This is a genomic window from Oceanobacter mangrovi (genome assembly GCF_019740315.1).
Taxonomy (GTDB): Bacteria; Pseudomonadota; Gammaproteobacteria; order Pseudomonadales; family Oceanobacteraceae; genus Oceanobacter; species Oceanobacter mangrovi.
Genome location: NZ_JAHXZR010000010.1, coordinates 187,441 through 210,343 on the forward strand (window position 1 = coordinate 187,441; position 22,903 = coordinate 210,343).

Below are 22,903 nucleotides of genomic sequence, written 5' to 3' on the forward strand. Positions count from 1 at the left end.
CTGTTACCGGCTATTCAGCCGTTATTCCATCCAAGCTTAGCAAGCATCTACTCGCCACGGAAACCTTTGGCGACCACATAAACCTCGCGCGAACGTGGCCGTGATGCCTTGGGCTTGCGAATCAAGACCTTGGCAAATGACCCCCGAAGCTCTTTCAGGTAGTCATCATACCCTTCTCCCTGGAACACTTTGGCAACAAAGTTACCATTCGGTGCCAGCACCTGACGGGCCATGTCCAGCGCCAATTCAACCAGATACATGGAGCCTGGCTGATCAATTGAGCTAACCCCACTCATATTGGGGGCCATATCAGAAATTACAAGTTCGACCGGCTTATTGCCAATTCGATCCATCAGAGCATTGAAAACCGATTCTTCCGTAAAATCGCCCTGAATAAAATCGACTCCTGCTATCGAGTCCATAGGCAGGATATCGGAAGCAATGACAGTACCGTGATCACCGACCCTCTGCACCACCACCTGTGACCAACCACCCGGCGCTGAACCGAGGTCAACCACAGTCATGCCCTTGCGCATCAGCTCATCTTTTTCGTCCAGCTCAATCAACTTGTAGCTGGCACGGGTACGGTAACCATCCTGCTGGGCCTTTTGTACGTAGATGTCATCAACGTGTTCCTTTAACCAGCCTGCGCTGGATTTGGATCGCGCCATATAGGTTTGCCCCAGTGTTGGATATACTATTAAACAAAGCGCGGGCCAACCCCGCGTTCCCTATACTAACACTGACACCCGAGGGCCGGACAAACCCATGCCACTCAGCAATGATGAGAAAAAAACCTATCGCACCATCGGCCACCAGCTGAACCCGATCGTGACTGTCGCCAGCAACGGCCTTACCGAAGCCGTGCTGGAAGAACTGAACCGGGCGCTGGACGACCACGAGCTGGTCAAGATCAAGGTCTCTGTCGGCGATCGCGACGTCAAAAAAGCAGTGATTGACGAAGTAATCGTTCAGACCAAGGCCATCCTGGTCCAGCAGATAGGCAACACAGCGCTGTTATTGCGCCGTAATCCAAAAGCCAAGGCCAACCTGTCGAACCTGCAACGGTTCTAGGCCTTGCCCACCGCCGAATCGCCCTGCCATTCGGCGGTCTGATGCTGCCTGTCGGTCAAAGAACCCGACGGGGAGCACTCAGAAACCACAAGACCCCCAGCAACGACAGCGCATGCAACAACATCATTTGTAGTTTCCACCATGGCTGCAGGCCAAAATAACTGGCCGACAGTAAAATCAGGATCAACAGCAGCAACGATGCTCGCGACTGCCAGCTGAAAACCCTTTGCCAGACTCCCAATGCCAGTATCAAACAGCCCATCAACAAGCCAATAGCAACCATCCAGTTCATCACACTCAAGCCATGATGCGGAAAATATCCCTGACTATCCAGCACCGGCCGGACCAGATAAACACAGCACCAGAGACCGCCTAGCCAGGCTGATCTGAGTAACAAAAGATAATCCCGTAACAATCGTGCCTCCAGCTCAAAACGGAGTTGGTCCAGCCGTAGTCAGTAACGACAGATGGAAAAGCTCTCATGAAAATTTGGAATATGACAAGGATGTGTCGATAATGGGCGCAAAAACAGGTAAAGCACAATGACAGACATCTACATTACAGGCACCGGCCTGTTTACTCCGCCCGAGGGCGTCAGCAACGAAGAGCTGGTTGCGGCCTACAACCAGTACGCCAACGAATTCAATGACAGCCAAGCAAGCGCCATTGAAAGCGGCGAAGTCGCAGCAATGCCACTTTCCAGTGCCGAATTTATCGAAAAAGCCTCTGGTATCAAACACCGCTACACCATGCACAAAGAAGGCATGCTGGATACAAGGCGCATGCGTCCAAGCTTTCCGCCATGTGGCGAAGGCGATGAACCAGAAGCCGTTACCATGGGGTTGGCCGCCGCCAGGCAGGCTCTCTCAGCCGCCAACCTGCAAGCCAGCGATATTGACCTGCTCATCGTAGCCTGCACCAACCATCAGCGTGCCTATCCATCTATCGCGGTAGAAATCCAGCACAAGCTCGGCTGTCAGGGTTTTGCCTATGACATGGGGATCGCCTGCTCCTCCGCGACGTTTGGCCTGATCAGCGCCTTTACAGCCCTGAAAGCCGGCACAGCAACCCGGGCACTGCTGGTCAATCCGGAATTTGTAACACCGCAGGTCGATCTGACCTCTCGTGACAGCCACTTTATTTTTGGTGATGTTGCCACTGCGATGGTGCTGGAAACGGAAAACCTGATCAGTGACAAACCAGCGTTCAAAATTCTGAACACCAAACAGTTCACCCGTTTTTCTGACAATATCCGCTGCGACGGCAATTACACCGACCACTGCCAGACTGACCTGCCCGCTGCGCGACCTTTTTTCAAACAGGAAGGACGCAAGGTATTCAAGGAACTGTTGCCACTGGTGACTGACTTCATCGAATCACAACTGGCTGACAACCAGCTAGAAGCCAGTCAACTCAAACGCATGTGGCTGCATCAGGCCAACATCAATATGAACCTGTTCGCGGTTAAAAAGCTGCTGGGCCGCCTGCCAGAAGGCAATGAAGCCCCAATCGTGCTCGACCAGTACGCCAACACCGCCTCATCCGGCTCCCTGATCGCCTTTCACCTGTATCACGATGATTTCCAGAATGGCGAAAAAGGTCTGATTTGTTCCTTTGGCGCCGGTTATTCCATCGGCAGCCTGCTGGTCGAAAAAGTCGACTGACAAAGCCGACTGCCCTGGTACAGGGATGTACCCTCAATTTTTCACTAAATACAACTTACCACCCAGCAAGCAAGTTCCTGAAGATTATTGCCAAAATTTCAAGTAACCTTCATTAGCCTTCGAAACCTTGCTATGTCATCTTACTGTTTTGATACAACATGCCATTTTAATATGAGGAAGCGTGCATGACTCGCCAACAATCTTATGATCATGATGCCCTGTTAGCTTGCGGTCACGGTCAACTTTTTGGTGAAGGGAACGCCCGTTTGCCATTGCCTAACATGCTGATGATGGATCGTATTGCCCACATCAGCGACGAAGGCGGCCACTATGGAAAAGGCGAAATTATTGCCGAACTGGATATCGATCCGTCCCTGTGGTTCTTCGATTGCCACTTTGAAACCGATCCGGTAATGCCAGGCTGTCTGGGTCTGGATGCGATGTGGCAGCTGGTTGGTTTTTATCTGGGCTGGCGCGGTAACCCAGGCCGTGGTCGTGCACTGGGTTGTGGTGAAGTGAAATTCCGTGGCCAGGTTCTGCCAACCGCCAAGAAGGTTACCTACCGCATCAGCATCAAACGCGTAATGGAACAAAAACTGGTGATGGGTATCGCTGATGCCATCATGGAAGTTGATGGTCGCGAAATTTACGCTGCCAAAGATCTGCGCGTAGGCCTGTTTACTTCGACTGAAAACTTCTAAGCCTTGTCGTAATTTGCATTAAAGATCAATTCCCTGTCCGGGCATGCCCGGACCCTACAACTTCAGCACACATCCAGTGGGCACAGCATGTAGGGGCAAGGCACGCCTTGCCAGCGGATCTCACCTTCAAAGCTTCAAACACAAAAGCTCAAAGAGCAACTTCGATTATCTGCAGCACTTTGCTATTTGGAGCAATACTTCTTCGCCACATTCCATGGCAAACGTGCACATAACAACGGCTTGAAGCCATACTGCTTCGCCGCATGAAATGCACGACGCGTAGTAGCACCATAAGGCATAGCCGCCTGTGCCAACACCCAATCCTGCTGAGGCCGGGTCAGCTTACCCCACAAACGAAAGCTGGTATCGAATAAACGGATATGGATACCACGCTCATTGAACGACATCGCCATCATCTGGTCCATGTGCAACTGAACACGGTCTGCCGGTGCGTCGAAATAGGACTCCGCCACCAAAGCGGACAGCGGGTAATATGGCCAGCCCGGCCGCAAATCGTAAGCACCATCCCAGTATGCGGCGGACAACGTCATTGCCTCAGCACGCGATTCTCCCGTCAGCTTAACACCCAGATCCAGATAATATTGCCCCTGGGCTTCGTATAAATCCGGGATCCAACCAGCCATTGGCTCTGCCATATCCAGCCACTGATTACGAACCAGCTTACCTTCAGTCGCATCAATATCGGAATACTGTCCGATCAGAATCAGGGCATGCACAGCGGCAAAATAAACACAAAAGGCTGCCAATGGCAGCCCCAGAATCATCAGCGCCCGGCTAATCCATAAAGGACCAACCGAAGCTGCCGAAGCACCTGATCCCATTACAGAATCAGGCATTCTTTTCGTCAGATGTGTAGCCATAAGCATCATAGTAGCCCGCATAGTAGCCATAACCGCCATAACGGGACTCCTTGCTGACATTCAACTGATTCAACACAACGCCATATACACGAGCGTTGGATTCATCCAGTTTCACCAGGCTGCTATTGACCAGCTTGTCACGGGTTGAGTCTGCTTTCACTACGTACACAACGCCATCGACCAGACTGGACAGATACAAGGCATCACTCACCAATCGCATTGGAGCAGAGTCAATGATAATCCGCTGATAACGACCGCGCAGGGTTTCCAACAGTTTTTCGAAGTTACGCGAACTCAGCAATTCCAGTGGATTTGGTGGAATCGGACCTGCAGGAATAACGTCAATTCCCAACTCCTCCATATGGTGAATGCACTCTTCCAGCGTGTCTGGATAGGCAACCGCATTCGCCAGACCTTTACTGTTAGGTGGCAAGCCCAACTTTTTGGCCATGGTCGGACGACGCATATCCGCGTCAATCAGGACGGTTTTTTCCATCTGCCCATAAGCTTCTGCCAGGTTGGCTGAGGTAGTGGTCTTGCCTTCGCCAGGAACCGAAGAAGTCAGCAAAATTACCTGAGCCGGATTTTCCAGACCAGCCAAGGTCAAACTGGTCCGCAAGGTACGAATAGATTCAGAAAAACCATGCAGGGTTTCATCCGCAAAGGCCCTCACCAAACGTCCGTCTTCGATATCAAGCTTCTTCAATACATTGGAATCGATCATTGGCATCATCCCCAACAAAGGCGTTCCCAATTTGCGATCAATATCTTCCGGGTTTTTCAGGGTTGCATCCAAGGCATCCAACAAGAAGGCCAGACCAACGCCAAACATACCGCTCACCACCAACACCAAAGCAACTACCAGCTTTTTATTTGGCTTAACTGGCTCATCAGGCAGAACAGCAGGGTCTGTGATGCGAGCATTGGCAGTTTGCAGCTCACCGGTCTCATTGGTTTCACGAATCCGGTCAAAAAAGGTTTCGTAAAGCTGACGATTGGCCCGCACTTCACGAGAATATTCATTCAAAGTGAATTCGGTACGGTTTAGCTCACGGACCTCAGCAACCTTTTGATCCAAAGCCTTTTGTAAAGCAGCTTCCTTGGATACCGCGGTTCCGTAATCTTTTTCAATACCACTGGCGATACGCATCATTTGGGTACGTACTGACTCACGTACCGCATCCAGATCAGACTGGGCAGCGACCATCTTGGGATGCTTTGGGCCATACCTCTTGGACAGTTCAGACACCTTCAACTCGGCCTGGGTTTCGTTCTCTCGCAAACGCGCTACCAAGGGGTTGTTCAGGATCAACGGCAAACCACTCAGACTTTCATAGCTACGATCACTCAAGGATTCCAACTGGCGATAAATGGTTTCGGACTCCAAACGCACCGAGCTGGCCTCGACCAGACGTTTGGTAATTTCATCCAGTTGCTTGGCAACCAGGGTATCCACCCCCTCAACATCGATCAGGTTATTGGCTTCACGGAAGTCCTGCAGTTTGCGCTCGGATTCATCCAGGCGAGATTTCAAGCCACCCAAACGATCCTGCAACCATACCGCTGCCTGCTGGGTCATACCGACCTTGGCTTCCATCTGCGACTTGATGTAGGCATTAGCCATAGCATCAGCGGCCTTCTGAGCCAAAGCCGGCGATTCACTTTGCACAGACACCTTGACCAGCTGGGTTTTGCGAATTGGCGATATGGTGATCGACTTCCAGAAATTATCGACGGTATCTGCCAAGACCTGATCCTGGGTAGGCGCTTCCCCCGGGCCCATCAAGTACTCTTTCAGAGAGAACTTTTTGGCATTCGCTTCATGATAGGGATTAAATTCCGGGTTATTGACCAGATCCAGTTCCAGAGCAACCCGTTTGGCCAATTCACGAGACTTGAGAATCTCAAACTGGGTTTCAAAATATTCCGACGATTTACCATCGAGCCCGTACACCTCCTCAATCGAAACCACCTTGGCCTGTTCAGCTTCAATCAAAAGAGTCGTCGTTGCCTGATAAATCGGCGTCATAGACATGACAACCAAAACAGCAATAGCAGTCGCTACCACTGTCAGGGCAATAATTTTACTCAGATGGCGGCGAAACACTCGCCAGTAATGCATCAAGTCAATGACTTCAACCGCAGCTGAGCCAGACGTATCGAATCCTGGGTTACGTTCGTTCATCGTCATACACAATCAGAAAAAGCTCTGCTCCACAGTAATTACATCACCTGGCTGAACAACGTCATAAAGCTTGGTCAGCTTGCGTTCAGCAGTTTTGCCAATCCCCTGGCTGTTTTCTTTTGAGTTTTCACTCTGGTCGTGCATTACAAAAATTTTGCCTTTTGACGCCCGCTCAGTAAAACCACCAGCAATCGAAATTGCCTTATCAACGGTCAAGCCCGGATGGAAGGCGTAACTGCCAGGCTTTTCTACTTCACCGGTCACATAGAAGGGGCGGTACTCAACAATGGAAACCGTCACACTGGGATCCAGCAAATAAGGTCCCTTGAGTCGACTAACCAGATGGGTTTCAAGCTCTTTTGGGCTCAAACCAGATACCACCACATCCCCCAGTAAAGGAAAAGAGATAGCACCAGACAAACCAATCCGCACTTCCTGACTCAGATCCGGCTCGTCATAGACACTGATTTGGATAAGGTCACCTGCACCGAGGCGATATTGATCGGAAGCTGCAGATACCTGCATGCTCATTAGATAAGACAGCACACTGAAGATCAGCAGGCCAAGCAACCGCTGCATTTGAGACATCCTGTTTTCATTTCACCAAAATACCATCGGCCTGCTAGGCAGGCCGATGACACAAGCAAGAATAATCAGTAACGCCTTAGAAGGCCAGATTCACACCCAGAGAAAGAACCTGTTTGTCGTAATCGGCACCTGCGGCATCGGAATCACGCTTGCTCTTTTCCAGACCACCAGTTACATCAACCATCTTATTTGGTGAATAAATACCCTTGATACCGAAAGCAACGGTTTTATCAGTGCGATCACCGTCGACATAGTCATCGTTATTCATGGAAGCATTGGCATTCAATGCCCATTTGGTAGAGAACTCATGATCCCAGTTAACCGCGCTGTAGTTGTTATCAATGAAGCTACCAATACCTGTAGATTCATTTGAGCTCTGACTGGTTGTCAAAGTCACTGTTGAGTAGCTCTTTGGAGACCAGCTCACGTTACCTTCCCAAGAGAAAGAAGATTTTTCTTTCATTCCAGAAGTGTCAAAACTACGCTTGGCAGTACCCACCTTGAACTCACCGGTTGTTTTACCAGTAATATCCCAGCTGGCACCAACCAGGAAGGTCAAGAGAGAACCATCTTTATATTCACCAGCAGACTTGCTGTAAGAAATTTCGCTATTACGCAATTCAAACAAGACCCGCGTCGCTGAAGAAACTTTCAGCCCCAGCTCTGCGCCCAGAGTGGTTTTATCGTAATTCAGCTCTTCAGTGATGGTTTTGTTATTGTCGTACTCTTTGCTATATGTAGATGCATATGCAGTTACGTTAGCAAAAGCAGAATCAGCACCGTAAGTAAAATCCCCGCCCAGCGTCAGTTCGGTGTATTCACTAGGATCGATGGAGTTGGTGGTATCAGTCTGCAATGAGCCGGTACCACGATCATCATGACCCTTGTTCATAGTCAGATCAGCACCAAAAGCCATACGAGAAGTGGCCTCGATGTCAGCGCCCAGAGTCAACAACTGATCCAGATAATTATTATCGGAATCGGAATCGTAGGAACCACTCTCAAGCTCGTAATAAGCCTGCAGCTGGGTTGCACCAAGATCTGCATTCAGAGCAGCGTTTGGACGTACGCGCGTAATAACTGCGCTGTTTTCGTCGCCGTCTTCCAGATAGATGTTGTTGTTGTCAGAAATAGACACTTCCACCCCTGGCAGCAAAGTAACACCGCTTCCGAGCATGATTCCTTCTGGTTCCACAGCATTTGCAGCCGCACTAGCGGTTGCCGCCAGAGCCACCAGAGGCAGCTGCCAAGCTTTAATATCCATACCAATCCCCTCAACCTTTTAGATAAATCCAGAGCCAGCACCCACGCCAGCCATTTTCAAAGTCATAATTATGGACTGCCATTACAAAAATTAACAGCGCCCAAAAGTCCGTTTCACTAGCACAAAATTCAGTAACAAACAGCAACAACCTGGAAAAGATAAACCTGTCTGACTCCAGCCTGCCAGCGAGAACAACGACTAGCTCACAAAACCAGACACATTCCTGACAATCACATAACCAGAGATGCTTATGACCATGAGCTCATACAATTCTCACAAGGGTAACACCCATTTGTGAAGCAAGGATTAAGCTCAGGAAAATATTCTGGATTAATCGTCCACTTGCTAATCAGTGCACGTGACTACCAACAAATCCCTTAAAGAAGGTCATAAATACAATCTTCACATCCATCCAGAGAGACCAATTACGAATGTACTCCAGATCGTAGCGGACACGCCCTTCCATTTTATCGAGCGTATCGGTTTCACCACGGAAGCCATTAATTTGCGCCCAACCGGTAATTCCCGGCTTCACCTTGTGACGCAGCATGTAATAAGGAATCAGCTTGCGGTACTCCTCATTGTGGGCAACCGCATGAGGCCGAGGACCAACAACCGACATTGATCCCTGCAGGACATTAATAAATTGTGGCAGCTCATCCAGCGAGGTTTTACGGATAAAAGCACCGACTCTGGTGATACGAGCATCGCCTTTTTTAGCCTGCACAACTTTGGAGCCGTTTTCCTGCACCGACATACTGCGGAACTTCCAAACATGGATTTTTCGACCATCCAGGCCATAACGATACTGCTTGAAGATGACAGGGCCTGGAGACGTAAATTTCACGGCAGCTGCAATGACCAGCATAGGAAGCGCAATAACACTCAACACACACAGGGAGAAAACAATATCAAACAGACGTTTCAGAACGTCATTGAAACCGAAAATTGGCGTTTCATAGATACTGATGGTCTGCATCTGACCAATTTCACTCAGCCGGGCATGAATCAGGTTAAAGGTAAAGAAATCCGGAATAAGATGCACCGAAGCCGTGGTATCACCACAAGATTTCAGGATGTCATCAATACGTTTCTGAGCCTTCAGCGGTAAGGCGATAAAAATGGTATCGAACTCACCCTGATTGGTCCGTTCAATCAATTCACCAATCGTGCCCTGTAAAACAGCCCCCGGACACTCCTCTTTGATGCGGTCGTGGCTACGATCATCAAAATATCCCTGAAACACATATCCCAGTTCCGGGTTGGTATCGAGTTCTTCTCGCATAGCAACTGCCATCTGGTTCACACCAACAATCGCAACTTTGCGAGTGTTATGCCCTCTACGACGCAGATCCTTAAGTACCTGACGCAAAACCAGGCGCCAGGCTACCAAGCCAACCACTACGGCAATCATCCAGCCGCCTGTCGCCACTCGGGAAAAGTCCGAACCAATTTTGGCAAAGAAAATGACAGACACCATGACAATACAGACACTGACCCAGGCAGCGGCAGGCACCGCCATCTGGCTAATCACAGAGGAGCCGCGCCATGATCTATATACGTTGAAGGACTCTGCGAGCAGCGAATAACCGACCGACGCCAGAAGGGCGGTCATCAGGTACATGGATTCCATTTGTATGCCATAAGCCATTGTCACCAGAGGAAACAGGCCCAGAATCAACGCCAGGTCGATCAGACGATATATGGCACAAAAGGAATTCGCATTAGGGCGAATGATTTTTTGGCTAGTCATATTACTAATCCTTCAGCATCAACGACTGCTGATAGCTTTTTTACGAACTGTCTTTCAGACAAAATTTGTCGAAAGCACTCTATTAAAGCGTCCATCTCAAAAACAAGACATTGGTCACACAAACTGCAACGAACAGTAACATATCGCCAACTTAGGTCAAGATTTAATCAACTAAACGGTACTCTTTGTAACGGGCAATCTACACCCAACCGCTTTCCGACAAAAGTCCTAATCTACAATCGTTCAGTAAAGCTAATGTGACAAAACGTCATAGCTTGCGATTATCACCGGTCAGAAGTGACATTACTGCACAAACGCTAAATCAAAGCCCAGATTCAACGGCCAAAGCGATTTGGGTTTCAGGCAGCTCTGACTGCAGGAGTCTGGTAAGTTCCCATTGTGCGTGCGGTTCTCCGTGAGTCAGAATAATTTTTGCGGGAGAAGTCTCCATTGACGCAACAAAAGCCACCAGATCATTTTGATCAGCATGAGCACTATAACCCGACAATGTTTCAACATTGGCTCGAATTTCGACCCGGCGTTGATTGAGCACTACATAGCCACCACGCGGCCCCCACTCCTGAATATCCCGCCCCGGCGTACCATAAGCCTGATACCCGACCAGCAAGACATCTGTTCGTTCATCCCCCAACAATTGCTCGAGATAGTTCACAATTCGCCCGCCAGCGCACATTCCACTGGCTGCAATCACAATCGCCGGTTTACCTGTGCGACGCAGATAACCCACCACCGCCCCATGATCTTTATGGGAGTTGATGGTTAGCAGCTGTTCAAAAGCCAGTGGATGACGACCCTGCTGTTTTCTTTCCCGGGCTTCCTGATCCCAAAAATCTGCCAGCTTACGATAGTGACGAGTAAATTGTGCTGCCAACGGTGAATCAACCACCACATCAATACTGCTACTTAATCCGGTTTTTTTACTTTGTAACGATTGATCGCTTTTGAGCTGAAAGAAGATATCTTCTAGCTCATATAACAATTCTTGTGTACGGCCAATAGAAAAGGCCGGGATTAACACAGCTCCAGTATTCTCCAGACAGCGCTGCAATACCTGTTTTAGCCGCTGCTGTCGCTGTTGCCGATTATCGTGCAGACGATCGCCGTACGTGCTTTCAAGTACAACAACATCCGCATGGGTCGGCAGTCTGTAATCCGGTAACAACGGAGAAGAACGCGATCCCAGATCACCAGAAAAAAGTATTCGTTTTGTGCTGGCCGAACCAACGTCTGTAACATCGATTTCCAGATAAGCTGAACCAAGAATATGCCCGGCCACCTGAAAATACACACAGGTATCCAAGCCGTTGCCTGACAATTCCGGCAATTCAATTCGCTGATTGTACGGGCAAGCAACCAGCTGCTTTTTCAGCCGATACATAACCGCCTGAATTAATTCAGAATCCTTGGAAACACCCACTTTTACGGCGTCTTCAATCACCAAAGGCAACAATTCCGCCGTCGCCTCTGTGGCATAGATTGGCCCTGTAAATCCGGCAGCCAAAAGCCAGGGAATACGTCCAACATGATCAAGATGGCAATGAGTAACCAATAAAGCCCGAACGCTATCAAGGTCAAAATCGATTTGAGATGAGTGACCAGCAGCATGACGCCGTTGATCATCTTTTCCCTGAAACAGGCCGCAATCAACCAATAAGGAATGACCATTGGCCAATGAAAGGCGATGGCAGGAGCCAGTTACTCCTTGAGCAGCCCCGTGGTGAGATATGGTGTACATAATTCTTTCCATCCTTGAAAGATAACGCTATGTGATCACAAACCTGACCAATAGATCAATTTATATACCGACAAAGATGATCTGATTCACACAATGTAGAAGAAATGAGAACACCCGCGTCTGAGCAAGCCATGCAGACCATGCAGAGACAATGGCGGTGAATTGCGGGAACATGTCCAGGCATGCCTGGACCCTACGAATGATTACCGGGATAAACATCCAGGCGTAGGGTCACGACATGTCGTGACAAAAGCGGGAATTACACAAACCTGGTCAGACTTGCCTAATCTTATCCAATCGGCCAGAAGCCCAACCGTTTGTGCACCATAAACAAAGCACCAATGTTCTGCACCGCCACACCAATCGCAGTCGCTGTCGCGGCCCCCAAAACGCCGAACTGCCATGTCAGCAGTACAGCAGCCACAATAGTCAGCGGCCCCGCAAACAAGGTGACTCGTCTAAAATCCTTTTCATGGCCACTCATATTAAGCAGATAGCCAACTGATCCGGTGGCTACGTTGATGAACTGCCCCACCGCCATAATCGTCAACAACATTGCTCCTTGCTCAAACCCATCCCCGAAAAGCGCCATCAACCAACCCGGGAATATCACCATCACAGCAACCACAGGAAGCACCAGCGCAATCATGGCCATGGTAGAAACTCTCGCTAATCGCTGCAACTCCGCCATTTTCTGCTCTTTCCACAAACGAGCATAACGAGGCGCAACGGCCATATTCACCACCATCAGTACAAACGAAGTGACATTGGCAGTTCGCTGGGCAGCAGACAAATGAGCCAGATCAGCCGCAGCAATCATAACCCCGGCAATCAAAACCCCAGACCATTGAACCAATAACGACATACTGGCTGCTGCCCATAAGTTAGAACTGGAACGCCACAACTCTGAATTTTTCCATTGATTCACCGCTGGAAAAGAAACCTCAGCATGAGGCTGTCGCAGCCATACAGCAGAAGCAATCAGCAGAACCAGGACGGCAACCAGAAAATACAGAACCGCAGCATTTCCGGCATTCAACCAGGAATTCCATTGCCACCAGACCAATATAAAAAGCAGAACAAAGCCCAGCCCTACGCCCAACTGCTGAAAAAACGTCGCGGCCACTACCCGATGCATGCCCTGAAAGGCAAAGCTCAACAGATTAAACAAGGCAACCAGAGGCAGAGATAACATTACCCAGAACAGGGCATCAGCGAATCCTGGCTTTCCAAATATCGTGGCCGGAACTCATCGCACCAATGACACCAACCAGAATCGTAATGGCTGCAACCCATTTAATGCCAAAGCCGAGAGTACGCTGAGTGTTTTCATCCAGGCCGTTGGCACCAAATTCACGTACCAAAACATTGTCGATGCCCAACCGGAAAAATGTCGACAGTGCCGTCAGGAGAGTAAATCCCAGAAGGAAATAGCCAGCCTGTTCAGCACCCAGGCCACGGGTAACAGCCGCGGTTAATACAAAAGCAATAAATACAGCAGCAAGCCGAACCAGGGCCGAAATAGCCGTTTTAATTAACAACGGGGACACGACAACATCCTTGTAAGAAGAAAAACAGCAGCGATTAAACCGCCAAAAAAAGAAAATTCAAACCATTGCCAGGAAATAGTTCAAATTGAGAAAAATGCTGGTTCAGTGCATTAATACGGATCACGTAGGACGCGGACGCTAATATTATTCATCATCCGGAGTTTGTCTCAGGATCCAAACAGAGGTGAACTTCCCATCGCTGCATGGATTCCGGATCTCGCAGGCTCGTCCGGAATGACGTTATTTTATTCTTAAACTGACGGCATCCCCCGAAATCACCCGCGTTTGTCCAGGCATACCTGGACCCTACGAATCACTTTCTGAATCCAACGCCATATATGTAGAGTCACGGCACGTCGTGACTGCACCGTTGCATTGTAATCACCCGTCCAGGCATGCCTGGACCCTACGAAGTATTTTCTGAGTCAAACACCCAATGCGTAGGATCACGACATGTCGTAACAGCGGCGATGAGTTGTAATCACTTGTCCAGGCATGCCTGGACCCTACGAAGTATTTCTGGATCCAACACCCTGTGCGTCGGGTCACGACACATCGTGACTGCACCGTTGCATTGTAATCACTCGTCCAGGCATGCCAGGACCCTACGAAGTATTTTCTGAATCAAACGCCATAGGCGTCCAAAAATCAGGCCATAATCCCCAATCTATCTTTCCGGGAAGATTCAAATCTCTCCAGCAATGGCAACGCCAAATGAAGATCCTTATCAGGTACATCCATCCAGCGCAGCAATTCTGCGGTCACCTGCTCTGAAGCAATCGACGGGATAACCCTTCCCCGTTTATCCGCCATCACAGATTCACTGCCCTCACGCAGATCTGGCATAGTGCCGTACACTCCCGATTTAACAGCACCGCCCATTACCAGCTGATTACCGGACCAGCCATGGTCGGTACCATCATTATTCATCGACAAAGTACGGCCAAAGTCAGACTGACTGAATAGCGTCACCTTATCTGAAATTCCCATGGCATTAACGGCATTCTGAAAATGCCACAGCCCCAGGCTCAGCGAACGTAATAAAACCGGATGGCGACCTGCCTGATTGGCGTGAGTATCGAAGCCACCCATACTGATAAAAAACAGCTGCCGCTTGTGACCAGTACGACGACCAATATCAATCAAACGGGCAGTCGCTTCCAGTTGACGCATTAGCCCCCCATCGAGATTGCCGTTCAAGCCAACCAGTCCATCATCCGGCATCGAGAACAGATCCTCGCCATAGCTTGCCGTCGTTTTTGGCCAGGGTGCTTCCGGCAGCCACCAGGTTTGCAGGGTTTGGGAAATCGACAGGCTCTGCGCGTAACGAGAAGCTACCAGCTCACCAAAGGCATCACTGTTACCGCTGGCGGCCAGCGTCTGTATCGCCTTGCCAAAGCGGGACAGTTTCTTGTCGCCCTTGGCAAAACTGTCCTCGAAGGCCATCGGCCCGGTCGAAGGTAAAATCAGCCCACTGCCGGTAGCACCAAAGGTCGTGTGGAAAGGTTTATCCAACGCAATCACAGAACCCAATACCGACTTACTATCCGGATTCCAGTTATCTGCGAGTCGACCGGCCCATCCAAGGCGCGTTCGAATCAGTGCATTGGCAGAAGCAAGCGCGTATTGCTGATGATTATGTGCGTATAAAAAATAGGGCCGATTCTGTTCATTAATTGTTGAACGAGTCACCGGCTCGGCCAACACCCCCGTATTGGCAATCAAGGCCAATTGCCGATCACGGTGAAGCATCGCCAGTTCTGGTGCACAGGCGGCCATGCCCCACAGGTTATCAAGGTGATAAAAGCCACTGCGATAGGCTTCATCTGCTTTCCCGTAAGGGTTGCCCTGATCGAATTGGTTACCGGCAGGTAATACCAGATCCTTGTGGGAAGTTGCCAGCTCACCACGCCGCTCAGCAAATGTCTTGAATCCGCGACCGCCCCCCGCTCCATTCCCCTGTTCATCCGACACCGGGAATAGCAAGTTCCAGCTGTCATTACCGCCATATAAAAACAGGCACACCAAGGCCTTGTAGTCGTCGTTTTCCAGCTTCTGGCCTGCTGGCTGAGTAGCAGCCCAGGCTGGTAAATCCACACTGGCAACCGACATCGCCGCCGCCAGCTTGAGCAAATCACGTCTGGATAATTTCATCGAATCACCTCCTAAGCCTGTTAATGCATGACCCAATATTGGGGTGACATGGCGACCAATCGTACCGTCGAAGCCACCCAGTCGTGGGCTTGCTGAGAGGCCTCAAGTGGCGACAGCTTTTTACCTTTTCCGTGTTTGTCTTTCTCGGCCTTGTTTTTACCAGCAGCCGGATCTTTGCCCCACATATAAATCAAGGCGGAGACCACTTCTGTACGTGTATCGTCGCCGAGGCTACAGCCAGTCAAATCAACCGCAACCTGATCGACAAACTTGCCCAGAGCATCTGTCAGATAATCGCGTTGTGCTGCTTTCAAGGGCCGCGTGACTTGCTGTAAATAATGAAAATCGCCACTGGCATCACCATCCAGGGCAATCTCCAGCTGGTGCATCAAAGGCATACTATCAATAGAAATATTAAAAGCCGTACGGTTGCGCTTTAGTCTTGCCTGAGCCAATTGGTTTTCAGGCAATACATCGAGACCCGATTTATCCATATAAGCAAACGCATCCGTCAGACGCTGATCCAGTTTGATCAATGACTCACCCGTCATCAAAGACGACTCAGGCGCCACCAGATCATGGTCGCCAAAGTATTGCTCGGCAGGCTGATAATTTGGCTCGTAAAAATTAAATACCGATGGAGACCGATAAGGATCCTGACCAACCCCCAGCTGTTTGAACCAATAAATACCCGTCAGCAAGGGGCCATTTCTCCACTGGAATTGATCAGCTGGCTCAACATTCAGATACCGAAGTACCCCGGACATCCACAGAACTGGTTCCCTCAAATGAGCCGGTACAGAGTCTGGCTCTTTACCTCTCGCCTCCGGGTCCAGCAGAATGGTCCGAATCACAGCTTTCATGTCACCCCGCACACCGGAGCCGTTATCAACAAACACTGAAGACACCCGTTTGACGTAGGCAGCAGACGGATTGGAGGTCACTAATTTCTGGATCAGTTGACGGGATACGAAAGGCGGCAGGCTGGGCTGGCTAAAAATAATATCCAGTGCTTTTTGCAGATCTTCCTTACCCGTAAGGCCCGCAGGAATTTGTTGCCCCAATAGGGTTTTGGAATCCGAGTCGTGCTGCTCTGGAGTAAATTCCATCGGAACCAGATAAGTGCCCTGTAACTTGTTTCTGGCACCGTAGCGATGATTTCCAACCAGATCCCAACCCGTCAGAACCCTGGCAAGTTCCATCACATCATCCTGGCTATAGGTCGCGACAGGCTGACCATTAACCATCACCGGGGTGCCATCCGGGTTCAGCTGGTTAATACCCAAGGTAAACAGCTGCATCAGTTCGCGAGCATAGTTTTCGTCCGGGTTCCCCGGCTTGTTACCCTGATGAGACAGATATACGCCCATGGTTGGCGACAAACTGACTGCTTCCATCAAGTCCCGATAATTACCAAAAGCGTGTGACAGCAACAGATCCTGGTATTGAGCCAGCGCTTCACTTCTATTCTGTAATGGAGGCTCATAAATAGACGTTACCCAGATCTGTGATAAGGCAAAGGCAACCCGTTGGCGTAACTGGCCTGGTGAAGCCAGTGCAGCTTGCCACCAGGCGGAAGACTGGAAATTCTGAACACGCGCGATAGCATCCGGATTGAAACCATTCTTGCCAAACCAGTTGATATCCGGCTCAATTTTCAGCGCCAGTTCAATGGTTCGATTTAATTGGCTTCCCGAAACAGGCATCGCCAGTTGCTGGTCAATCCAGCCTTGCTGCCCCTCTGCCCGAATGGCGGCCAGTAAGTCCGGAGTAGCGCCAAAGCTGGCCTGAGTTGCCAGACGATATTCAGGGCTGGCACAGATCGTCTCCGCCCAGCTATTTACGGATATCGCCAGCGTAACCAGAAGGGTTACCGGGCGCAGCAACGTGGCCATACCACCTCTCTTGGTAAACATTCATCCAGGCCAACTTAGGTACACAGAGAGACAATTAATTCCCCAACCGCAGGAAGTATTAACCACGCCTCCGTTTGTCCAGGCGTGCCTGGACCCTACGAATCGTTTTCTGGATCCAACGCCAAATGCGTAGGGTCACGACACGTCGTGACTGCACCGTTGCATTGAAATCACCTGTCCAGGCATGCAGGGAGCCTACAATCATTTCTGGATCCAACGCCAAATGCGTAGGGTCACGACATGTCGTGACAGCGGCGTTGAATTGAAGTCACCCATCCAGGCATGCCTGGACCCTACGAAGCATTTTCTGAGTCAAACACCCAATGCGTAGGGTCACGACACGTCGTGACGGCAGCGATGAATTAAAATCACCTGTCCAGGCATGCCTGGACCCTACAAATCATTTCTGAATCAAACACCCAATGCGTAGGGTCACGACATGTCGTGACGGCAGCGGTGCATTGCAATGTATTTGTCTAGACATGCCTGGACCCTACGAATTATTTCCCGAATAAAACATCACATGGCGTGCCATCAACTCAAAGACGGGAAATAACTTTCTCCAGAGATTGTTGCCAATTGGAACTGGGGATTCCCAGCTGATTGATCCGTTCGCAATTCAACACCGAAAAGGCCGGACGTTTGGCTGGCGTTGGATACTCAGAGCCAGGAATGGCTGACAAAGCCGGTATGGAAGGTATCAACCCGGCATCAAAAGCCTGCCGATGAATCTCTCTCGCAAAAGACCACCAGGACACGGCAATATCACCGGCGTAATGATAAATACCTTCAGGCGCCTGCCGATATCCTGCAGTAACCAACTGATAAATCGCTTCCGCAATATCACCGGCATAGGTTGGGCAACCAATCTGATCGCTCACGACCGACAGGCTATCTCGCTCAGCCGCCAACCGAATCATGGTTTTAACAAAGTTATTACCGAACTCGCTGAACACCCAGGCGGTGCGTAATATCACTGAATCCGGACAAGCTGCCAAAACAGCCTGCTCACCCGCCAGCTTGGATGCGCCATAAACAGATTGTGGCCCGGTTGCGTCAGTTTCAGCCCAGGCCACACGGCTATCGCCAGAAAACACATAATCGGTTGATACATGAACAAACTGTGTTTGATGAGCATGGCACCATTCAGCCAGAAGACGCGGCCCGAGTTCGTTCACTGCGCAGGCTTTCTCTGGCTCGGATTCCGCCCGATCCACTGCAGTATAGGCAGCCGCGTTGATCACAACATCCGGCTGCCAGTCACTCAACACCGTATTAACGGCCACGGTATCCGTTATGTCCAATTCAGCAGAAGATAGCGCACGGAAGTCCTGCTGTTGTTCGCTCAATAACCGAGCCATACACTGGCCTAACTGGCCATTAGCTCCAGTAATTAACCAACGCATTATTTGCTACCTGCAGAAAACTGCGCCAACGAACCCGCTTCTGCATCTTTGGCTGATAACTGCAGTTCCACACCACTCAAACGATCCAGTGGCCAATCAATGGCGACGTCAGGATCATTCCAGGCCAAACTGCCCTCATCTGAAGGGTCGTAATAATCCGTGCACTTGTACTCGAAATCAGCGACGTCAGATAACACCAGAAAGCCGTGAGCCAATCCTGGTGGAACCCAAAACTGGGTTTTATTTTCTTCAGAAAGATACACGCCAGCCCATTGGCCAAAAGTCGGTGAATCCGGGCGAATATCAACCGCTACGTCAAAGACTTCGCCACGTACTACTCGCACCAGCTTTCCCTGCGGCCGGGATTTCTGAAAATGTAGCCCGCGTAAGACGCCCTTACGTGAACGTGAATGGTTGTCTTGTACAAACGGCAGATCAATTCCGGCTAACTCCCGGTATCTATCTGCCTGAAAGGTTTCCAGAAAAAAACCGCGTTCGTCACCAAAGACCTTTGGCTCGATAATAACAACACCATCAATGGCAGTTTTGATCACATTCATCACGCATATCCCTGCAGAATTTTGAACAGATACTGGCCATAACCAGTCTTCTGCAACGACACTGCCTGTACTTCCAGTTCAGCGGCACTGATCCAGCCTTTTCGATAGGCAATTTCTTCGAGGCAGGCAATTTTGAAGCCCTGACGCTGCTCAATGGTATGAACAAACATACCAGCTTCAATAAGAGAATCATGGGTACCAGTATCCAGCCACGCAAAACCCCGGCCCAACACCTCTACTTTGAGTTTGCCAGCCTGCAGATACATATTATTGATATCGGTGATTTCCAGCTCACCACGAGCAGATGGTTTTACAGCTTTCGCTACTTCAACAATATCCCTGTCGTAGAAGTACAACCCCGTAACCGCATAATTGGACCTGGGTTGTGAAGGCTTTTCTTCAATTGAAAGTGCTGTGCCAGTGTTATCAAATTCGACCACCCCAAAACGTTCAGGGTCGCTAACGTGGTAACCAAATACGGTAGCTCCATCTGAGCGAGAAACAGCTGCCTGCAGCTTTTCACTGAAGTGTTGGCCATAAAAAATATTGTCGCCAAGCACCAGTGCAGCTGGTCCGCCAGCGAGAAACTCTTCGCCAATCAAAAATGCCTGAGCCAGGCCATCCGGGCTGGCCTGCACGGCATAACTGAAATTCACACCGTACTGCTCTCCCGAGCCGAGCATACGCTGGAAAGACGGCATATCTTCTGGCGTTGAGATAATCAAAATGTCGCGAATACCAGACAACATCAGCACCGAGATTGGGTAAAAAATCATCGGTTTGTCGTAAATTGGTAGCAACTGTTTGGAAATACCACGAGTAATCGGGTGCAAGCGGGTTCCAGAGCCTCCAGCCAGCACAATACCTTTATACATAATCAATCTCTCTTAGCGACCACTACCCATTCTTTCCAGCCGATACTCGCCGGATAACACATTTTTCCACCAGACCGAGTTCGAGAGATACCATTCGACAGTTTTTCGGATACCAGACTCAAAGGTTTCCTGTGGCTGCCAGCCTAACTCCGTCTTGATCTTGCTGGCATCAATGGCATAACGCACATCATGGCCCGGCCGGTCTTTTACATAAGTGATCAGGTCGCGGTACTGGTTAATACCAGCCGGCTTGTTTGGCACCAACTCTTCCAGCAGACTGCAGATAGTCTCAACCACAGAAATATTGGTTTTTTCATTGTTACCGCCAATATTGTAGGTTTCACCAGGTTGGCCGTTTTTCAGCACAGTTAACAAAGCCCGGGCGTGATCCTCAACATAGAGCCAGTCACGAATCTGCAAACCATCCCCGTAAACCGGCAATGCCTTGCCATCCAGAGCGTTGAGAATCATGTGCGGAATCAGTTTTTCCGGAAAATGGTAGGGGCCGTAATTATTCGAGCAATTGGTAACCAGAATCGGTAAGCCGTAGGTTCTACCCCAGGCTCGTACCATATGATCGGACGAAGCCTTGGTCGCGGAATAGGGCGAGCTTGGAGCATAAGGCGTCGACTCGGTGAAGAAGTCGTCGGTGCCGTGCAGATCCCCGTACACTTCATCGGTGGAAATATGATGAAAGCGGAAGTTCTGCTGCTGTTCTTCTGACAGTTGAAGATAAAAAGCTCGCGCCGCTTCCAGCAGGTTGTAAGTCCCCACCACATTGGTCTGAACAAATACCGCTGGACCATCAATGGAGCGATCGACATGACTTTCCGCTGCAAGATGCATTACGGCATCAGGCTGGTGTTGCTGAAAAACCCGATCTAACGCTTCGCGATCACAGATATTTACCTGCTCAAAAACGTAACGCTCACTGTCTGCTGAAAGGCCTACAGATTGCAGGTTACCGGCATAGGTCAACGCATCCAGATTAACAACTTCATCACGACTACCGTTTATGATCTCTCTGACAACTGCACTGCCAATAAAGCCAGCGCCCCCCGTTACCAAAATCTTCATGAATATCCTTAGGTTCGATCTGCTGGCCTGAGCCATTTTGTATAACTGTAGCAAGTAGTTGAGTGTGATACAGATTTCTAACTATAACCAACACCCACCAGTATACGTAATGGTAAAAGGATACGAAGGCTGAAAACCAAGTTGGTGATATTAAACGGAGTTTTGCGAAGCACTTGAACCGGCTGCTGAGACGATGCACAAGCAGCCAGGATTGAGATGAAAGCTAGCTCTGATAACCCCTGGGGTGACGGGATTGCCAATGCCAGGAATCGCGCATCATATCATCCAGTGTGCGATTTGCTTGCCAGTCAAACAGCTCTTTGGCCAGGCTGGCATCAGCCCAGAAAGCAGGCAAATCGCCATCACGACGAGGCTTGATGCTGTATGGCACCTTGACGCCATTGACCCGCTCAAACGATTCAACCATCTGCAGCACTGACATACCGTTACCAGTACCCAGGTTTACCGCCTTGAACCCCTTGTTGGCATCCAGCCAAGAAAGCGCTTTCAAATGGCCTTCAGCCAGATCCATCACATGCAGGTAATCGCGAACACCAGTGCCGTCGACCGTATCATAGTCATCACCGAAAACACCCAGCTCAGCCAATTCACCAACCGCAACCTTGGTAATAAACGGCATCAGGTTATTCGGGATACCTTTTGGATCTTCGCCCAGGTCGCCACTCTCATGAGCGCCAACCGGATTAAAATAACGCAAGGCGATCGCCGACCAATCCGGTTGGGCTTCACACAGGCCTTGCATCATCACTTCAGTCATCGCCTTGGAATGGCCATAGACATTAAACGGCGCGATACGATGAGATTCTGTGTAAGGTACAAATTCCGGCACGCCATAAACCGTCGCAGATGAAGAGAATACCAGCTTATTGACGCCGTACTCTTTCATCATGTCCATCAACACGGCACTACCAGCCACATTATTCTGGTAATACATCAGTGGTTCTTTGGTAGATTCACCGACCGCCTTGTAACCAGCAAAGTGCACAACAGAGTCGAATGAGTGCGCATTAAAAACCTGCGTCATCAACTCACGATCCTGCACCTTGCCCTGGTAAAACACTGGCCGTGTGCCTGTGATGGACTCGATAGCATCCAGCACTTTGAGTGAACTGTTTTCCAGGCTATCAACAATCACGATCTCTTTGCTTGCCTGAATCGCACAGACAGCGAAATGGCTACCGATGTAACCCAGACCGCCTGTTACCAATATTTTCATTTTTCTTAAAACCTTTGAATAAACCAAACGAGTGAAAATCTATCCCTTAACGACTCGTTTAATCAATCACTACCATAAAGATCACGGGTATAAACCTTATCTTCGAAGTCACGTAAATCATCAGTCAATCGATTTGCAATAATCACGTCTGAAATCTGTTTGAATTCCTGCAGATCCTTGATCACCCGTGAATTGAAGAAATCGTCTTCTTCCATCACCGGCTCGTACACCACGACTTCGATGCCCTTGGCCTTGATGCGCT

General features: G+C 49.7%; 20 protein-coding genes and 1 pseudogene. 3 read left to right on the forward strand and 18 right to left on the reverse strand.

Going from position 1 to position 22,903, the window contains the following annotated elements; translation table 11 throughout:
* Positions 1-47: 47 nt before the first annotated feature.
* Positions 48-671, reverse strand: a complete 624-nt coding sequence (gene rlmE / locus K6123_RS18930; RefSeq protein WP_221800642.1) for a 23S rRNA (uridine(2552)-2'-O)-methyltransferase RlmE — start codon at positions 669-671, stop codon at positions 48-50.
* A gap of 97 nt (positions 672-768) precedes the next feature.
* Here rlmE and K6123_RS18935 point away from each other — a divergent pair, with 97 nt between their 5' ends.
* The gene (locus K6123_RS18935; RefSeq protein ID WP_221800644.1) at positions 769-1,074 is read left to right on the forward strand and encodes a YhbY family RNA-binding protein; all 306 of its coding nucleotides are present in this window, start codon (positions 769-771) and stop codon (positions 1,072-1,074) included.
* A 55-nt stretch (positions 1,075-1,129) separates the two neighbouring features.
* Here K6123_RS18935 and K6123_RS18940 read toward each other — a convergent pair whose 3' ends face one another.
* Positions 1,130-1,471 (reverse strand): hypothetical protein, encoded by a 342-nt coding sequence (locus tag K6123_RS18940; protein WP_221800645.1) that lies wholly within the window; start codon positions 1,469-1,471, stop codon positions 1,130-1,132.
* Positions 1,472-1,616: 145 nt separating this feature from the next.
* Here K6123_RS18940 and K6123_RS18945 point away from each other — a divergent pair, with 145 nt between their 5' ends.
* Together K6123_RS18945 and fabA are read left to right on the forward strand one after the other, a co-directional pair.
* Positions 1,617-2,738, forward strand: coding sequence for a beta-ketoacyl-ACP synthase III (locus K6123_RS18945; protein WP_221800647.1), 1,122 nt, complete (start codon positions 1,617-1,619; stop codon positions 2,736-2,738).
* Between the two features lie 185 nt (positions 2,739-2,923).
* Complete coding sequence (fabA, locus tag K6123_RS18950; RefSeq protein WP_221800649.1) at positions 2,924-3,439, forward strand: 3-hydroxyacyl-[acyl-carrier-protein] dehydratase FabA; 516 nt, start codon at positions 2,924-2,926, stop codon at positions 3,437-3,439.
* Between the two features lie 182 nt (positions 3,440-3,621).
* Here fabA and K6123_RS18955 read toward each other — a convergent pair whose 3' ends face one another.
* The 16 genes and pseudogenes from K6123_RS18955 to K6123_RS19030 form a co-directional block, all read right to left on the reverse strand.
* Entirely contained in the window at positions 3,622-4,359 is a 738-nt protein-coding gene (locus K6123_RS18955; protein WP_221800651.1) for a hypothetical protein, read from the reverse strand.
* Positions 4,289-6,505, reverse strand: a complete 2,217-nt coding sequence (locus K6123_RS18960; RefSeq protein WP_221800653.1) for a GumC family protein — start codon at positions 6,503-6,505, stop codon at positions 4,289-4,291. The genes K6123_RS18955 and K6123_RS18960 overlap by 71 nt, the downstream gene beginning before the upstream one ends.
* Positions 6,506-6,517: 12 nt before the next feature.
* The gene (locus tag K6123_RS18965; RefSeq protein ID WP_425517718.1) at positions 6,518-7,084 is read right to left on the reverse strand and encodes a polysaccharide biosynthesis/export family protein; all 567 of its coding nucleotides are present in this window, start codon (positions 7,082-7,084) and stop codon (positions 6,518-6,520) included.
* A gap of 85 nt (positions 7,085-7,169) precedes the next feature.
* Positions 7,170-8,357: an outer membrane beta-barrel protein gene (locus K6123_RS18970; protein WP_221800655.1), complete on the reverse strand. Its 1,188-nt coding sequence runs from the start codon at positions 8,355-8,357 to the stop codon at positions 7,170-7,172.
* Positions 8,358-8,706: 349 nt separating this feature from the next.
* On the reverse strand, positions 8,707-10,110 hold the full coding sequence (locus K6123_RS18975; protein ID WP_221800657.1) for an undecaprenyl-phosphate glucose phosphotransferase: 1,404 nt from the start codon (positions 10,108-10,110) through the stop codon (positions 8,707-8,709).
* Positions 10,111-10,432: 322 nt separating this feature from the next.
* Complete coding sequence (locus K6123_RS18980; RefSeq protein ID WP_221800659.1) at positions 10,433-11,866, reverse strand: MBL fold metallo-hydrolase RNA specificity domain-containing protein; 1,434 nt, start codon at positions 11,864-11,866, stop codon at positions 10,433-10,435.
* Positions 11,867-12,155: 289 nt separating this feature from the next.
* Positions 12,156-13,025: an MATE family efflux transporter gene (locus K6123_RS18985; protein WP_221800661.1), complete on the reverse strand. Its 870-nt coding sequence runs from the start codon at positions 13,023-13,025 to the stop codon at positions 12,156-12,158.
* 52 nt (positions 13,026-13,077) lie between these two features.
* Positions 13,078-13,416: an MATE family efflux transporter gene (locus tag K6123_RS23285; protein ID WP_246624902.1), complete on the reverse strand. Its 339-nt coding sequence runs from the start codon at positions 13,414-13,416 to the stop codon at positions 13,078-13,080.
* A gap of 648 nt (positions 13,417-14,064) precedes the next feature.
* Entirely contained in the window at positions 14,065-15,570 is a 1,506-nt protein-coding gene (locus K6123_RS18995; protein ID WP_221800666.1) for a DUF1501 domain-containing protein, read from the reverse strand.
* A gap of 20 nt (positions 15,571-15,590) precedes the next feature.
* Positions 15,591-17,465, reverse strand: coding sequence for a DUF1800 domain-containing protein (locus K6123_RS19000; RefSeq protein ID WP_221800668.1), 1,875 nt, complete (start codon positions 17,463-17,465; stop codon positions 15,591-15,593).
* Positions 17,466-18,025: 560 nt separating this feature from the next.
* On the reverse strand, positions 18,026-18,892 hold the full coding sequence (rfbD, locus tag K6123_RS19005; RefSeq protein ID WP_221800670.1) for a dTDP-4-dehydrorhamnose reductase: 867 nt from the start codon (positions 18,890-18,892) through the stop codon (positions 18,026-18,028).
* Positions 18,892-19,452: a dTDP-4-dehydrorhamnose 3,5-epimerase gene (gene rfbC, locus K6123_RS19010; RefSeq protein WP_221800672.1), complete on the reverse strand. Its 561-nt coding sequence runs from the start codon at positions 19,450-19,452 to the stop codon at positions 18,892-18,894. The genes rfbD and rfbC overlap by 1 nt, the downstream gene beginning before the upstream one ends.
* Complete coding sequence (rfbA, locus tag K6123_RS19015; protein ID WP_425517719.1) at positions 19,452-20,327, reverse strand: glucose-1-phosphate thymidylyltransferase RfbA; 876 nt, start codon at positions 20,325-20,327, stop codon at positions 19,452-19,454. Before rfbA ends, rfbC begins: the two co-directional genes overlap by 1 nt.
* A 12-nt stretch (positions 20,328-20,339) precedes the next feature.
* On the reverse strand, positions 20,340-21,404 hold the full coding sequence (gene rfbB, locus K6123_RS19020) for a dTDP-glucose 4,6-dehydratase (RefSeq protein WP_221800676.1): 1,065 nt from the start codon (positions 21,402-21,404) through the stop codon (positions 20,340-20,342).
* A gap of 223 nt (positions 21,405-21,627) precedes the next feature.
* Complete coding sequence (gene galE, locus K6123_RS19025) at positions 21,628-22,641, reverse strand: UDP-glucose 4-epimerase GalE (RefSeq protein ID WP_221800678.1); 1,014 nt, start codon at positions 22,639-22,641, stop codon at positions 21,628-21,630.
* A gap of 62 nt (positions 22,642-22,703) precedes the next feature.
* Positions 22,704-22,903 (reverse strand): annotated as a pseudogene (locus tag K6123_RS19030) (UDP-glucose 6-dehydrogenase); the annotation flags it as partial.